At 73.1% G+C, this 14,865-nt stretch carries 11 protein-coding genes; 2 read left to right on the top strand and 9 right to left on the bottom strand.

The features are described from left to right. Nucleotides 1–146: 146 nt before the first annotated feature. The gene (locus ACFYNX_RS06360; protein WP_125666997.1) at nt 147–1,436 is read right to left on the bottom strand and encodes a citrate synthase; all 1,290 of its coding nucleotides are present in this window, start codon (nt 1,434–1,436) and stop codon (nt 147–149) included. Nucleotides 1,437–1,615: 179 nt separating this feature from the next. Continuing rightward, entirely contained in the window at nt 1,616–3,841 is a 2,226-nt protein-coding gene (locus ACFYNX_RS06355; protein ID WP_388658289.1) for an ATP-dependent RecD-like DNA helicase, read from the bottom strand. Nucleotides 3,842–3,942: 101 nt separating this feature from the next. Here ACFYNX_RS06355 and ACFYNX_RS06350 point away from each other — a divergent pair, with 101 nt between their 5' ends. Then, nucleotides 3,943–4,422, top strand: a complete 480-nt coding sequence (locus ACFYNX_RS06350; protein WP_365538484.1) for a DUF937 domain-containing protein — start codon at nt 3,943–3,945, stop codon at nt 4,420–4,422. A gap of 40 nt (nt 4,423–4,462) precedes the next feature. Here the strand turns inward: ACFYNX_RS06350 and ACFYNX_RS06345 are convergent, their stop codons facing one another. The 3 genes from ACFYNX_RS06345 to ACFYNX_RS06335 are packed head-to-tail and all read right to left on the bottom strand — an operon-like array spanning nt 4,463 to nt 7,624. Beyond that, on the bottom strand, nt 4,463–5,266 hold the full coding sequence (locus ACFYNX_RS06345; protein ID WP_388658286.1) for a sugar phosphate isomerase/epimerase family protein: 804 nt from the start codon (nt 5,264–5,266) through the stop codon (nt 4,463–4,465). After that, complete coding sequence (locus ACFYNX_RS06340) at nt 5,263–6,420, bottom strand: dihydrodipicolinate synthase family protein (protein WP_388658283.1); 1,158 nt, start codon at nt 6,418–6,420, stop codon at nt 5,263–5,265. The genes ACFYNX_RS06345 and ACFYNX_RS06340 overlap by 4 nt, the downstream gene beginning before the upstream one ends. A gap of 52 nt (nt 6,421–6,472) precedes the next feature. Beyond that, nucleotides 6,473–7,624, bottom strand: coding sequence for a Gfo/Idh/MocA family protein (locus tag ACFYNX_RS06335; RefSeq protein WP_388658280.1), 1,152 nt, complete (start codon nt 7,622–7,624; stop codon nt 6,473–6,475). A gap of 294 nt (nt 7,625–7,918) precedes the next feature. Here ACFYNX_RS06335 and ACFYNX_RS06330 point away from each other — a divergent pair, with 294 nt between their 5' ends. After that, nucleotides 7,919–8,965, top strand: coding sequence for a LacI family DNA-binding transcriptional regulator (locus ACFYNX_RS06330; protein ID WP_388658278.1), 1,047 nt, complete (start codon nt 7,919–7,921; stop codon nt 8,963–8,965). A gap of 67 nt (nt 8,966–9,032) precedes the next feature. On the opposite strand, the gene ACFYNX_RS06325 is transcribed toward ACFYNX_RS06330, so the two are convergent. The 4 genes from ACFYNX_RS06325 to ACFYNX_RS06310 form a co-directional block, all read right to left on the bottom strand. Next, nucleotides 9,033–9,407 (bottom strand): nuclear transport factor 2 family protein, encoded by a 375-nt coding sequence (locus ACFYNX_RS06325; protein WP_121828153.1) that lies wholly within the window; start codon nt 9,405–9,407, stop codon nt 9,033–9,035. A 101-nt stretch (nt 9,408–9,508) separates the two neighbouring features. Next, nucleotides 9,509–10,723, bottom strand: coding sequence for a PLP-dependent aminotransferase family protein (locus tag ACFYNX_RS06320; RefSeq protein ID WP_365538494.1), 1,215 nt, complete (start codon nt 10,721–10,723; stop codon nt 9,509–9,511). Further along, nucleotides 10,720–12,174, bottom strand: coding sequence for an MFS transporter (locus ACFYNX_RS06315; protein ID WP_388658273.1), 1,455 nt, complete (start codon nt 12,172–12,174; stop codon nt 10,720–10,722). Before ACFYNX_RS06315 ends, ACFYNX_RS06320 begins: the two co-directional genes overlap by 4 nt. Next, a complete protein-coding gene (locus tag ACFYNX_RS06310) occupies nt 12,171–14,783 on the bottom strand; it encodes an ATP-grasp domain-containing protein (RefSeq protein ID WP_388658270.1) in 2,613 nt (870 codons plus the stop codon). The genes ACFYNX_RS06315 and ACFYNX_RS06310 overlap by 4 nt, the downstream gene beginning before the upstream one ends. Between the last annotated feature and the right edge of the window lie 82 nt (nt 14,784–14,865).

The raw sequence follows: 14,865 nt of genomic DNA, 5'->3' as shown, positions 1-14,865 counted from the left end.
GCGCAGCCACCGGCTGGCGCCGGCAGACGCCCGGCCCGGATCCCGTGGGGGGAATCCGCACCGGGGATATGGGAAGCGCCCCGCTCGCCGACCCGTGGGGGGATCGGCGGCGGGGCGCTTCTCGCTTTTCCGGAGTCCGGTACGGCTCAGCGGCCCTCGACCGGGACGAAGTCGCGCAGGACCTCGCCCGTGTAGATCTGGCGCGGGCGGCCGATGCGGGAACCCGGCTCCTTGATCATCTCGTGCCACTGGGCGATCCAGCCGGGAAGGCGGCCGAGCGCGAAGAGCACGGTGAACATCTCGGTCGGGAAGCCCATCGCGCGGTAGATCAGACCCGTGTAGAAGTCCACGTTCGGGTAGAGGTTGCGCGAGACGAAGTAGTCGTCCGAGAGCGCGTGCTCCTCCAGCTTGAGCGCGATGTCCAGGAGCTCGTCGGACTTGCCGAGCGCGGAGAGGACGTCGTGCGCGGCCGCCTTGATGATCTTGGCGCGCGGGTCGAAGGACTTGTACACCCGGTGGCCGAAGCCCATCAGGCGGACGCCGTCCTCCTTGTTCTTCACCTTGCGGATGAAGGAGTCGACGTCGCCGCCGTTGGCCTTGATGCCCTCCAGCATCTCCAGGACCGACTGGTTGGCGCCGCCGTGCAGCGGGCCCCACAGGGCCGAGATGCCGGCGGAGATCGAGGCGAACATGTTCGCCTGCGAGGAGCCGACCAGGCGCACGGTGGAGGTCGAGCAGTTCTGCTCGTGGTCCGCGTGCAGGATGAGCAGCTTGTCGAGCGCCGAGACGACGACCGGGTCGAGCTCGTACTCCTGGGCCGGGACCGAGAAGGTCATGCGCAGGAAGTTCTCGACGTACCCGAGGTCGTTGCGCGGGTAGACGAACGGGTGGCCGATCGACTTCTTGTACGCGTACGCCGCGATCGTCGGCAGCTTGGCGAGCAGCCGGATCGTGGAGAGGTGACGCTGCTCCTCGTCGAACGGGTTGTGGCTGTCCTGGTAGAAGGTGGACAGCGCGGAGACCACCGAGGACAGCATCGCCATCGGGTGGGCGTCCCGCGGGAAGCCGCGGAAGAAGTTCTTGACGTCCTCGTGGACCAGCGTGTGCTGCGTGATCTCGTTCTTGAAGGTCGCGAGCTCGTCGACCTTGGGCAGCTCACCGTTGATCAGCAGGTACGCCACCTCGAGGAAGGTGGAGCGCTCCGCCAACTGCTCGATGGGGTAGCCGCGGTACCGCAGAATGCCCTGCTCACCGTCGAGGTAGGTGATCGCGGATTTGTAGGCGGCGGTGTTGCCGTATCCGCTGTCCAGGGTGACCAGACCGGTCTGGGCTCGGAGTTTCCCGATGTCGAAGCCCTTGTCACCGACGGTGCTCTCGACCACCGGGTAGGTGTATTCACCGTCCGCGTACCGCAGTACTACAGAGTTGTCGCTCACGTCATCCCTCACCGACGTAGTGCCTCTTCTTCGAGGTGCCCTGACTGTCTCTACCATCCCCCATTTGGCTCAGGAGAGTGCACTCGGGGTCGACCATTGGGCCAATCGGCGGCACTGAGTGCCGCCAACCTTCATATCCTGCCCCCTTCGCCCCGGTTCCGGTACCCCTCCGTGATCTTTCACACGAGGGCGGGCCCTGTGAGCCGGTGGGCGAGTGCGGTAAAGCGGCGGCCCGCCGAGACCGTGCGGACCGCCTGGGCGATGGCCCGGCGGGAGCCGACCAGGACGACCAGCTTCCGGGCCCGGGTGACGGCCGTGTAGAGCAGGTTCCGCTGGAGCATCATCCAGGCGCTCATGGTGACCGGAATCACCACCGCCGGATACTCGCTGCCCTGCGAGCGGTGGATGGTGACCGCGTACGCGTGGGCGAGTTCGTCCAGCTCGTCGAAGTCGTACGGCACCTCCTCGTCCTCGTCCGTCCGCACGGTCAGGCGCTGCTCGACGGGGTCCAGGGCGGTGACGACGCCGACGGTGCCGTTGAAGACGCCGTTGGCCCCCTTGTCATAGTTGTTACGGATCTGGGTCACTTTGTCACCCACCCGGAAGACGCGCCCGCCGAACCGCTTCTCCGGGAGGTCCGGGCGGGCCGGGGTGATGGCCTGCTGGAGCAGTCCGTTGAGCGCGCCCGCGCCCGCCGGGCCCCGGTGCATCGGGGCCAGGACCTGCACGTCCCGGCGCGGGTCGAGGCCGAACTTGGCCGGAATGCGGCGGGCCGCGACCTCCACGGCGACCCGGGCCGCGTCCTCGGTCTCCTCCTCGGCGAAGAGGAAGAAGTCCGGCAGGCCGTCGGTGCGCGGGGGCGTGCCGGCGTTGATCCGGTGCGCGTTGACGACCACGCCGGACTGCTGGGCCTGCCGGAAGATCCGGGTCAGCCGGACCGCCGGCACGGGGCTGCCCGGGGCGAGCAGGTCGCCGAGGACCTCGCCCGCGCCGACCGAGGGGAGCTGGTCCACGTCCCCCACGAGCAGCAGGTGGGCGCCCGGGGCCACCGCCTTCACCAGTTTGTTCGCCAGGAGCAGGTCCAGCATGGAGGCCTCGTCGACGACGACCAGGTCCGCGTCCAGGGGCCGGTCCCGGTCGTAGGCGGCGTCCCCGCCGGGCTTGAGCTCCAGGAGCCGGTGGACGGTGGACGCCTCGGCGCCGGTCAGCTCCGCGAGCCGCTTGGCGGCCCGGCCGGTGGGGGCGGCGAGCACCACCTTGGCCTTCTTGGCGCGGGCCAGCTCCACGATGGAGCGGACCGTGAAGGACTTGCCGCAGCCGGGGCCGCCGGTGAGGACCGCGACCTTGCGGGTCAGGGCGAGCCGCACGGCCTCCTCCTGCTCGGGCGCGAGCGAGGCCCCGGTGCGGGTGGCGAGCCAGGCCAGGGCCTTGTCCCAGGGCACGTCGCGGAAGGCCGGCATCCGGTCCTCCTCGGCCCGCAGCAGCCGCCGGAGCTGCCCGGCGAGGGAGAGCTCGGCCCGGTGGAACGGGATGAGGTACACGGCGGTGACGGGCGTCCCCTCGGGCCCCGGCACGGTCTCCCGCACGACCCCCTCGGGGTCCTCGGCCAGCTCGCCCAGGCACTCGATGACGAGGCCGGTGTCGACCTGGAGGAGCTTCACCGAGTCCGCGATCAGCCGCTCCTCGGGCAGGAAGCAGTGCCCCTGGTCGCTGGACTGCGACAGGGCGTACTGGAGGCCGGCCTTCACCCGGTCGGGGCTGTCGTGCGGGATGCCGACGGACTGCGCGATCCGGTCGGCGGTGAGGAAGCCGATGCCCCACACGTCGGAGGCGAGCCGGTAGGGCCGGTTCCTCACGACGGAGATCGAGGCGTCCCCGTACTGCTTGTAGATCCGCACCGCGATGGAGGTGGAGACGCCGACCTCCTGGAGGAAGACCATCACCTCCTTGATCGCCTTCTGCTCCTCCCAGGCGGCGGTGATGTTCCTGGTCCGCTTGGGGCCCAGCCCCGGGACCTCGATCAGCCGCCCCGGGGCGTCTTCGAGGATGTCGAGGGTGTCGAGCCCGAAGTGCCGGGTGATCCGGTCGGCGAAGACGGGGCCGATGCCCTTGACCAGACCGGAGCCGAGGTAGCGGCGGATGCCCTGGATGGTGGCGGGCAGGACGGTCGTGTAGTTCTCGACGGTGAACTGCTTGCCGTACTGGGGGTGGGACCCCCAGCGGCCCTCCATCCGCAGCGACTCCCCCGGCTGGGCGCCGAGCAGCGCGCCGACCACCGTGAGGAGGTCACCGGCACCGCGCCCGGTGTCGACCCGGGCGACCGTGTACCCCGTCTCCTCGTTGGCGTAGGTGATCCGCTCCAGGACCCCTTCGACCACTGCCGGACCGCGACCCTCGTTGGACATGTGTCGACCGTAGCGAAGGGGTCGGACAGGGTGCGGGCGAGCCTGTGGGGAACCTGCGGTTCCGGATGCCGTCGGCGCGGACGAAACGTAGCGTTTCCGGCATGAGTGAACCTTCCTTCCAGGATCCTTCCTTCCAGGACGACGTGCTGAACGAGCTGGGCGCCGACCGGCTCCACGAGATCGCCGGGCTGCTCGGTACGGACGCGGCCGGGGCCCAGGAGGTCGTGGGCAGCTCGGTGGCGGAGCTCTCCGGCGAACTGCGGCAGGCCGCCGCCGAGCCCGGCAGCGCGGACGAGGTGCGGGCCGCCGTCGACGAGGTCGCCTCCCCCGAACCGCCGCTCCAGGGCGTCGCCGCCTTCGGCGGCCTGGTGAGCGGCGGCCTGATGGCCGGGGTGCTCGCCAAGCTGGCGAAGCCGGCGGCGAACGCCGTCGCCAAGCGCACCGGCATCCCGCCGGCCACCGCGAACCGCGCGGTCGAACTCCTCGTCCCCGTCGTCGTCGCGGTCCTCACCAAGCGCGCCGCGAAGAAGGGCGGAGCGGGGGGCGGGCTCGGGGATCTGCTGGGCGGTCCGAAGCGGTAGCGCCGGGAAAGCCGGTCCTCGGACCGCCGGGAAGCTGTCCTCAGATCTCCAGGAAGCGTTCCAGCGTCTCCTCCAGGAGTTCCGCGCCGTCCCGCGTCCACAGCTCGTCGTTGAAGAGTTCCACCTCCACCGGGCCCGTGTAGCCGGCCTTCTCCAGGAGGGTGGTCCAGGCGCGGAGGTCGATCGTGCCCGTGCCCAGTTGGCCGCGGCCGTTGAGGACGCCGGCCGGGAGGGGGGTGGTCCAGTCGGCGAGCTGGAAGGAGTGGACGCGGCCGGCCGCGGCCGCGCGTTCCACCGCCGCCGGGGCGCGGTCGTCCCACCAGAGGTGGTACGTGTCCACGACCACGCCGACCTGCGAGGGCGGGAAGCGCTCGGCGATCTCCAGGGCCTGGTCCAGGGTGGAGACCGCGCAGCGGTCCGCCGCGTACATCGGGTGGAGGGGTTCGACGGCGAGGCGGACGCCGTGTTCCGCGGCGTACGGGGCCAGTTCGCCGATCGCGTCGGCGATGCGGGCCCGGGCGGCCGGGAGGTCCGGGAAGGCGGGGGTGAGGCCGCCGGAGACCAGGACCAGGGTGTCCGTGCCGAGGGCCGCCGCCTCGTCGACCGCCGCGCGGTTGGAGGCGAGCCAGTCGTCCGAGGTGAAGAAGCCGCCCCGGCACAGGGTCGTGACCGCCAGGCCCGCCTCCCGCACGAGCCGGGCCGCCGCCTCCACCCCGTACTCCCGCACGGGTTCGCGCCACAGGCCCACGCCCCGGATCCCCAGGCGGACGCAGTGGGCGACGAGGTCGGGGAGGGGGAGCTGCCTGACCGTCATCTGGTTGATCGAGAAGCGCTCGGGGTTCACCGCGGGACTCCGTGGACCGTGAGGAGGGACTTCATCCGGGACTCCGCCAGGGCCGGGTCGGGGAACAGGCCGAGCCCGTCGGCCAGTTCGTACGCGCGCGCGAGGTGCGGGAGGGAGCGGGCGGACTGGAGGCCGCCGACCATCGTGAAGTGGTCCTGGTGGCCGGCCAGCCAGGCCAGGAGGACGACGCCCGTCTTGTAGTAGCGGGTCGGTGGGTGGAAGAGGTGGCGGGCGAGGGGCACCGTGGGGTCGAGGAGTGCGCGGAAGGACGTCGTGTCGCCCGTGTCGAGGGTGCGGACCGCCCGCGCCGCCAGCGGGCCCAGCGGGTCGAAGACGCCGAGCAGGGCGTGGCTGAAGCCCTGGTCGTCGCCCTCGATCAGCTCCGGGTAGTGGAAGTCGTCGCCCGTATAGCAGCGCACCCCGTCGGGGAGGCGGCGGCGCAGTTCGACCTCGCGCCGGGCGTCCAGGAGGGAGACCTTGACGCCGTCGACCTTGTCCGGATGGGCCGCGATCACGGCGAGGAAGGTCTCCGTCGCCGCGTCGAGGTCGGCCGAGCCCCAGTAGCCGTCGAGCGCCGGGTCGAACATCGGGCCCAGCCAGTGCAGGATCACCGGCTCGCTCGCCTGGCGCAGGAGGTGGCCGTAGACGTCGAGGTAGTCGTCCGGGCCCGTCGCGGCGGCCGCGAGGGCGCGGGACGCCATCAGGATCGCCTGTGCGCCCGACTCCTCGACCACCGCGAGCTGTTCCTCGTACGCGGCGCGGATCCGCGGCAGCGTGCCGTGGGGCAGGTGGTCGGTGCCCGCGCCGCAGGCGATCCGGCCGCCGACGGCCTTCGCCTCGGCGGCCGAGCGCCGGATCAGTTCGGCCGCGCCCGCCCAGTCCAGGCCCATGCCGCGCTGGGCGGTGTCCATGGCCTCGGCGACCCCGAGGCCGTGGGACCAGAGGTGGCGGCGGAAGGCGAGGGTGGCGTCCCAGTCGACGGCGGCGGGGCCGTCGGGGGTGGTGTCGGCGTACGGGTCGGCGACGACGTGCGCGGCGGAGAAGACGGTACGGGAGACCGGGGGGCCGGCCGGGGCGGGCGCCGGGGGCACGGGGTCGGTGCGGGGCTCGTACGCCCGGAGGCCGCCGTCGGGGGCGGGGAGGCGGATCGTCACGGGGTCCCTTCCAGGGGGTCGGTGCGGCGGTCGTCCGGTCGTGGCGCCGTCGTCATCGCGTCACCTCCGGGACCTCCAGGCGGCGGCCCTCCCTCGCCGAGCGCAGGCCCAGTTCCGCGAGCTGGACGCCGCGGGCGCCCGCGAGGAGGTCCCAGCGGTAGGGCTCGTCGAGGACGACGTGGCGCAGGAACAGCTCCCACTGGGCCTTGAAGCCGTTGTCGAAGTCGGCGTTGTCCGGGACCTCCTGCCACTGGTCCCGGAAGGGCTCGGTGACGGGGACGTCCGGGTTCCAGACCGGCTTCGGGGTGGCCGAGCGGTGCTGGACGCGGCAGCCGCGCAGCCCGGCGACGGCCGAGCCGTGCGTGCCGTCGACCTGGAACTCCACCAGCTCGTCGCGGTGGACGCGGACCGCCCAGGAGGAGTTGATCTGCGCGACGGCCCCGCCCTCCAGCTCGAAGGTGCCGTACGCGGCGTCGTCGGCGGTGGCCTCGTAGGGCTTGCCGTGCTCGTCCCAGCGGCGCGGGACGTGGGTGGCGACGTGGGCGCTGACGGAGGTGACCCGGCCGAAGAGCTCGTGGAGCACGTACTCCCAGTGCGGGAACATGTCGACGACGATTCCGCCGCCGTCCTGCGCGCGGTAGTTCCAGCTCGGGCGCTGGGCCTCCTGCCAGTCGCCCTCGAAGACCCAGTAGCCGAACTCCCCCCGTACGGACAGGATCTCGCCGAAGAAGCCGCCGTCGATCAGGCGCTTGAGCTTGAGCAGGCCCGGCAGGAACAGCTTGTCCTGGACGACGCCGTGCTTGATCCCCCTCTCGGCGGCCAGCCGGGCGAGGTCGAGGGCGCCGGCCAGGTCCCCGGCCGTCGGCTTCTCGGTGTAGACGTGCTTGCCGGCGGCTATGGCCCGGCGGATCGCGTCGGCGCGGGCCGAGGTGACCTGGGCGTCGAAGTAGACGTCGACCGTGTCGTCCGCGAGGACCGCGTCGAGGTCGGTGGACCACTCGGTGAGGCCGTGGCTCTCGGCGAGGGCGCGCAGGGCGGGCTCGCGGCGGCCGACGAGGACGGGCTCGGGCCAGAGGGTCTCGCCGTTCCCGAGGTCGAGGCCGCCCTGCTCGCGCAGGGCGAGGATCGAGCGGACCAGGTGCTGGCGGTGGCCCATGCGGCCGGTGACGCCGTTCATGGCGATGCGGACGGTCCTGCGTGTCACGGAAGGTTCCTCTCCCTCGGGGGCCGTGCGCGATCCCCGGGCGTTCGACGTGCGGTCGTACGGGCGTCTCGCGTGCGGTCGTACGGGCGCCTTACCCGCGGTCGTACGGGGGCGCCTCGCCCCCGGTCGTACCGGGATCTCGCGCGTGGCCGCCCGGGCGCCCCGCGCGCAATCGCCCGCATGCTCCACGCGCCATCGCCCGGTTGCCCCACGCCCGATAGAAAGCGCTTTCTACAGGCAGGAACGCTAGCCTGCGGACAACGCCCCCCACAAGGCCCCGGAGGTACGCACGCGATGACCGTCACCCTGGCGGACGTGGCCGCCCGCGCTCGGGTCTCCCCCGCCACCGTCTCCCGCGTCCTCAACGGCAACTACCCGGTGGCCGAGTCCACCCGGGAGCGGGTGCTGCGGGCCGTGGCCGACCTCGACTACGTCCTCAACGGCCCCGCCAGCTCCCTCGCCGCCGCCACGTCCGACCTGGTCGGCGTGCTGGTCAACGACATCGCGGACCCCTTCTTCGGGATCATGGCGAGCGCGGCGCAGACCGCGATCGGCGCGGGCGCGTCCGGGCGGGGCGGGGGCGAGAAGCTCGCCGTCGTCTGCAACACGGGCGGCTCCCCCGAGCGCGAACTGACCTATCTCACGCTGCTCCAGCGGCAGCGGGCCGCCGCCGTCATCCTCATGGGCGGCTCCCTGGAGGACGGGAAGCGGCTGGCGGCGACGGCCGCCAAACTGTCCAGGCTGGCGGACGCGGGGACCCGGGTCGTGCTGTGCGGGCGCCCGCCGGTGGAGGGGGACGCGCACGCGGCGGCCCTCGTCTTCGACCACCGGACCGGCGCGCGCCGCCTCACCGAGCACCTGCTCGGCCTCGGTCACCGGCGGATCGGTTACGCGGCGGGGCCGGCCGACCGGACCACGACCCGGCACCGTCTGGAGGGGCACCGGGAGGCGCTCGCGGCGGCGGGCGTCGCGGAGGGGCCGACGGTCCACGGCCCGTACGAGCGGGCCTCCGGCCGGGCCGCGACGGCCGAGCTCCTCGCCCGCGACCCGGACCTGACCGCGATCGTCGCCTGCAACGACACGGTGGCCCTCGGCGTCCGCGCCGCCCTCGGGGAACGCGGCCTGGACGTCCCCGGCGACGTGTCCGTGGCCGGTTTCGACGACCTGCCGTCCGCCCTGGACGCGGTCCCGGCCCTGACGACCGTCCACCTCCCGCTGCACGAGACGGGCGCCCGCGCGGGCCGCCTGGCGACGGCCTCGGAGGACCTCCCGCCGGGCGGCCTCGTGACGGTCCCGGCGGACCTCGTGGTGCGGGGGTCGACGGGGGCGGTGCGGGGGTAGGGCCTCCGGCGGGCCCCCGGGGGCGAACGGAGCGGGGGCCGCCCCTTCGGCCGGCCCCCGCTCCGCGTCAGATCGCCGCGCGGTAGAAGTACGTCCTCCGGTACGCGATCTTGCCGTCCCGGACCAGGTACGTGTCGGCGAAGCCCTCGTCCAGGGCGGTGCCGTCGCGGCTCGCGCCCCGGAAGCGGCCCCAGCAGGCCGCCGCGGCGAGGCCGCCGGTGACCTGGTCGACCTCGTGGGCGCCCGAGGCGATGATCCGCTCGTGCTCGTAGAAGTGGCGGATCCGGTCCAGGCCCTCCAGGGCCGGGTAGCCGGGGCGCTCGTAGACCGCGTCGTCGGCGAAGACCTCGCCGAGGTCGTCCCACGAGCGGGAGTCGACCACCTGGAACAGCCGGGCCACCAGCGAGTCGGCGGTCACCGGGGGGTGTGTGCGTGCCGTCATGACCGTGCTCCTTCGTTGCGTGTCGTCGTCGGAAGGGCGGGGCGGTGCGCGCCGGGAGGGTGGTTCGGCGCGCACCGGTGGAACGGGCTCAGCGGAACGGTTCAGTACGCGTCGGCCCTGGCCTTGTCGAAGGCCGTCGCGAGGCGGGAGACGCCCTCCCTCCGCTGCTCCTCGTCGAGGGTCGCGAAGGAGAGCCGCAGCAGCCGGGAGCCGTCCTGCTCGATGCAGAACGGCCCTCCGGGCACGAGCGCGAGCCCCTGGGCCAGGGCGTGTTCGTACAGCAGGTCCGAGGTGACCCGGGGGTCGTCCACGGAGCACCAGAAGAACAGGCCGCCGCGCGGGTCGTCGAAGACGAGCCACGGCAGCCGCTCGCGCAGCAGCGCCGCCGTCGCCCGCGCCTTGTCCCCGTACAGGGTGCGCAGGCGGGCGAGGTGGGCGGGCAGGAACGCCGGGTCGCCGAGGAGTTCGGCGAGGACGTACTGCCCGAAGGTGTTCGTCTGGAGGTCGCCGCTCTGCTTGGCCGCCACCAGTTCGCCGAGCAGGCCCGCCGGGGCGGTGAGGCCGGCCACCCGGAACCCCGGGCAGAGCGTCTTCGACAGGCTCATCAGCCGGATCACCCGGTCGCCGTGCACGTCCGTGGACGGCAGCCGCTCCCCGTCGAACGCCAGGTCGCCGTACGGGTCGTCCTCGACGATCAGGAAGCCGTACCGGTCGGCCAGGGCCGCCAGCTCCCGGCGGCGCTCCGTGGTGAGCACGCCGCCGGTGGGGTTGTGGAAGTGCGGGACGACGTAGACCAGTTTGGGCCGGGCGCCGGCGGCGAGCCGCTCCGCGAGGACGTCGACGCGCATGCCGTCGCGGTCCGTGGGGAGCGGCAGGAGCCGGGCCCCGGCGCCCCGGAAGGACTGGACGGCGCCCAGGTAGCTGGGGTCGTCCAGGGCCACCAGGTCGCCCTCGTCGAGGAGGGTCCGGGCCACCAGGTCCAGGCCCTGCTGGCTGCCGCCGGTGACCATCGCCCGCTCCGGGCCGACCGCCGCGCCGGTCTCGCCCGCGCGCCGGGCCACCGCCTCGCGCATCGGCGCGGTGCCGGCCGTCGGGGCGTACTGGAGGGCCGAGGCGGCCGACCGGGAGAGGATCCGGTCCGTCACCTCGGCGAGGCGGGCCACGGGGAAGCTGTCGGGGGCCGGGATGCCCCCGGCCATCGACAGGACGCCCGGCGCGTTCGCGGCCGACAGGATGCGGTCGATGGCGTCCGAGCGGCCCCAGGAGGTGCGCCGGGCCAGGAGGCCGGAGAAGTCCCCGGAGGAGCCTTCCGTCATGACGTCACCGCCGTCTTCTCCGTCGCCCCCGGCTCCGCGCCGATCTGCGGCGGGAAGTCCTTCAGGCGCCACACCGGCGAGAGCAGCACCACGAGGACCGCCGAGAGGAAGGCCCCGGCGGTCACGAAGAGCGTCTCGCGCAGCCCGATCAGGTCGCCGAGCCAGCCGCCGACGAGCGCGCCGAGCGGGAGCATCCCCCAGGACACGAAGCGGTAGCCGGCGTTCATCCGGCCGAGCAGCTCGTCCGGGGTGATCGACTGGCGCAGGCTGATGATGTGGATGTTGGCCATCGTGCCGCCCGCGCCGATCAGCGCGAACGCGGCGACGAACAGGACGAGGGTGAGGATCCCGTCGTTCGCCGGGGCCAGCGGGATGATCACCGGAGCGGCGCAGCACAGCACGAGCGCCGTCAGGATCGCGGGGCCGAGCCCCATCGTCCGCTTCAGGCTCCGGGCCACCAGGGAGCCGCCGAGCGAGCCGATCGCGCCGGTGCCGAGCAGCAGGCCGATCGTCCCCGGGGAGAGGTCCAGGCGCCGGGCCGCGTACAGCACGAAGACGGTCTGGAGCGACATCCAGCAGAAGTTGTAGAGCCCGGACTGCAGGGCGCAGGCCCGCAGGTGGGCGCTGTTCCAGATGATGCGGATGCCGTCGCCGACGCTCTTCCACAGGCCGGTGGGCCGCTCGGGCACGAGCGGCGGCGGCTCGGGCCGGCGGACCGCGAGCAGCGTGGCCACCGAGACCAGGTACGAGGCGCCGTTGATGAGCAGGGCGTACGGCGCCGTGACCCAGCCGATGAGCAGGCCGGCGAGGCCGGGGCCGCCGATCTGCGCGAGGGAACTGGTGCCCTGGAGCTTGCTGTTGCCCTCCACCAGGTGTTCCTTGCCGATGAGGGTCGGCAGGTACGACTGGTAGGCGACGTCGAAGACGACGGTGAGCACCCCGATGAGGAGCGCGGCCACGTACACGAACTCGATGCGCAGCAGGTCCGTCACGGCGAGCAGGGGGACCGCCGTGACGAGCAGCGCGCGTCCCACGTTCGCCGTGATCATCAGCGGGCGGCGGCGGACGCGGTCGACCCAGACCCCGACGAGCAGGGTGACGAGCAGGAACGGGGCGTAGGAGGCGGCGTTCACCAGGCCGACCTGGGAGGAGGACGCGTCCAGGGTGAGCACCGCGGTCAGGGGCAGCGCCAGGGTGGTGACCTGGGCGCCGATCTGGGAGATGCCCTCGCCCGTCCAGAACTTCATGAACTCGGCGTCGCGCCACAGCGCGCCGCGCTCGCGGCCCCCGGCGGCGGCGGGTGCGCCGTCGCCGGGGGCCGCCGGGCCGGCCGACCCGGTGGGGTCGGCCGGTTCCGTCGGACCGTGCGAGCCGTTCGGGTCGTGCGGGCCGTTCGAGCTGTTCGAGCCGTTCACGTCGTTCGGGTCGTGCGAGTCGGCCGACCCGGTCACGCTTCCCCCTCGCCGGAGGCCGGGTCGGTCACGTGGAAGGCGCAGCCGATCTGGGCGCCGCGCAGCATGCTGACGATGCCGACGGCCGGGTCGGTGACGCCGCGGGCCAGGGTGCCGGCGTACTTCCCGTCGACCATGAGGGTGCCGTAGGCGACGGCCATGTCCTCGGTGGTGACGCCGTCCTCGGAGAGGAACCGCTCGGTGGTCGGGAGCAGGCGGCGCTGGAGGACGAAGGGGCCGCCGACGGCCTGGTGGAGCTTCTCCACCCACTCCTTCTGGTCGGTGGTCCAGCCGGGGGTGACGCCGACGCCGCCGTAGAGCAGCGTGGGCTTGAGGACCAGGAGGTCCTTGTTGGCGACGGCGTACGGCAGGAGGTCGATCTTCTCGCCCTCGAAGGTGACCTTCTCGTCGCGCACGAAGCGGGTCCAGGGCAGGATGCGGTCGACGAGGGCGCGCTCCTCCTCCGTGAGGGCGGCCCGGTTGCGCTCGTCGCTGAGCATCGCGAGGCTGCCCTTGTTGCCGTACAGCTCGCAGTCGAGCGAGGCGAACAGCTCGACCTGCCCGGCCTCGGCGGCGTCCAGGAGCGGGTTGACGAGGTCGTACGTGCGCGGCTCGTCCGGCATCTCGCCGGGCAGGAACAGGCGGTAGACGACGTCGACGCGCCGCCCGTCGTACACGACCTTGCCGTCCTCGTAGGTGAAGTCCCCGAGGTGGCAGACGACCGGTTCGAAGCCGAGGTCCTTGAAGGCGGGGACGACGAACTCCATCCAGCACTTGGACTTCTCGAAGCCGTCGGGCCAGTCGGTGATGGCGAGCAGCGGGCGCTCGATCCCGGCGAGGGACGGGGCCTGGCGGCGCAGCACGTCGGTGATGCGGGCCAGCGGGTCGGGGTAGACGAGGTCCTCGGCGGCGGCGAAGGCCGCGAACTCCTCGTCCTTGATCAGGGCGCGGGCGAACTCGCCCATCTGCCAGCCGCCGAGCGAGGTGCCGGTGTTCAGCTCCATGAGGCGGAAGCCGCCGGTCTCGCGGTAGAGGTCGGCGCGGGACAGCGGCGGGATCTCGTCGACCGCGCCGCGCAGGACCAGGTCGGCCTGGGTGTCGCTCATGCCGACGGCCTTGGCGAAGGCGCGCAGGTCACCGCCGAAGAGGCGCGCGGGGACGGACTTCAGGAGCTCGAAGAGGCCGTTGAGGTCGTGTTCGAGGCCGGCGACGTCCTCGGCGCTGAGGAAGACGGGGCGGTTGAGGCCCTCGCCGCCGCCCGCGCCGTAGCGGAACCACTCGACGCCCCGGACGCCGGAGACCGTCATGCGGGCGGCGGTGCGCTCGTGGTCGAAGAAGCGGCGGGTGACGGCGTTCTCGACGCGGGCGCCGAGCTTGTGGGTGCTGGCGCCGGTCACCTCGGTGCGGGAGAGGCCCTCGGCCCGGTCCAGGGCGCGGCGGGTCTCGACCGGGTTCTCGCCGACGGCGATGAGGGCGGCCGAGCGCGGGGTGAGGCCGCGCGGCGGGAGCTGGAGCTCGTCGCCGGGCTCGACGAGGGCCACGGCCTCGACCAGGCCGTCGACCTCGGAGGGGTCGGGCAGGACGACCCGGTCGATGGTGCCGTCGTACGAGGGGTAGAGGAATCGGATCTCGCCGCTGAGCGCGCGGGTCGGGGTGACGTCGGGGATGCGCTCGAAGGCGATCTCGGCGGCGGCGACCGCCAGGTCGATGCCGGTGGCGAGCTGGTGGACGTGCGGGATGAGGTCGCCGCCCAGGCGTCCGTTCAGCTCGATCAGGCGCGGCCCGTCGGCGCTGACGCGCAGCTCGGTGTGGGTGACGCCGTAGTCGACGCCGACGGCCCGGTGGGAGTCCCTGACCAGCTCGACGACGGCCTCGGCCCAGGGCTCGTCCTTCCAGCCGGTGACCAGGTGGCCGACCTCCTCGAAGTACGGCTGGGGGCCGAGGCGCTTGCGGGCGACGCAGACGGGGGTGACGACGCCGTCCACGACGGTGCTGTCGACGCTCAGTTCGGGGCCCTCGACGTACTCCTCGACGAGGACGGTGTCGGCGGTGCCGGCGCCCTGGAGGCGGCTGGCGGCGGCGAGCCGGTAGGCCTGGCGCAGGCCGTCGGCGTCGCGGGCCACCATGACGCCGAAGCTGCCGCCGAGGGTGCGGGGCTTGACGACGACGGGGAAGCCGATGGCCTCGGCGGCGGCGACGGCCTCGTCCTCGCTGGCGGCCGGGGCGTGGCGGACGGCCGCCATCCCGGCGGCCTCCAGGGCCTGGCGGGTGGCGTACTTGTCGCGGCAGATCTTGGCGGCGGCCGGGTCCATGGCCCGCAGGCCGAGGCGGGCGGCCACCGAGGAGACGGCGGCGAGCGACCACTCGTCCCAGGTGACGACGGCCGCCTCGGCGACCTCGCCGCGCAGGTCGGCGACGGAGGGGAACAGCTTGTGCGCGTCCGTCGTGTCGGCGATCCGGTGGGTGTCGACGTACTTCGCCTGCCAACTGGGCGCCTCGGGGGCGATCAGGGTGACCTCGTACCGCGCGGCGAGGGAGGCGAGCGCGTACTCCCGGTACTGGCGGATGCGGCTGCCGACCAGGATGACGCGCGGGCGTTCGGTGGTCATGACGGACACGGTGTGTGTTCCTTTCCGATGCGGTGCGGGGTGGGGCAGGCGGTGCTGGTGGTGCGGTTCGGCCCGGGGTTCG

Source organism: Streptomyces sp. NPDC007872 (assembly GCF_042868165.1).
In the GTDB taxonomy this organism is placed as follows: domain Bacteria; phylum Actinomycetota; class Actinomycetes; order Streptomycetales; family Streptomycetaceae; genus Streptomyces.
This window is presented reverse-complemented; position numbering and strand designations above follow the sequence as displayed.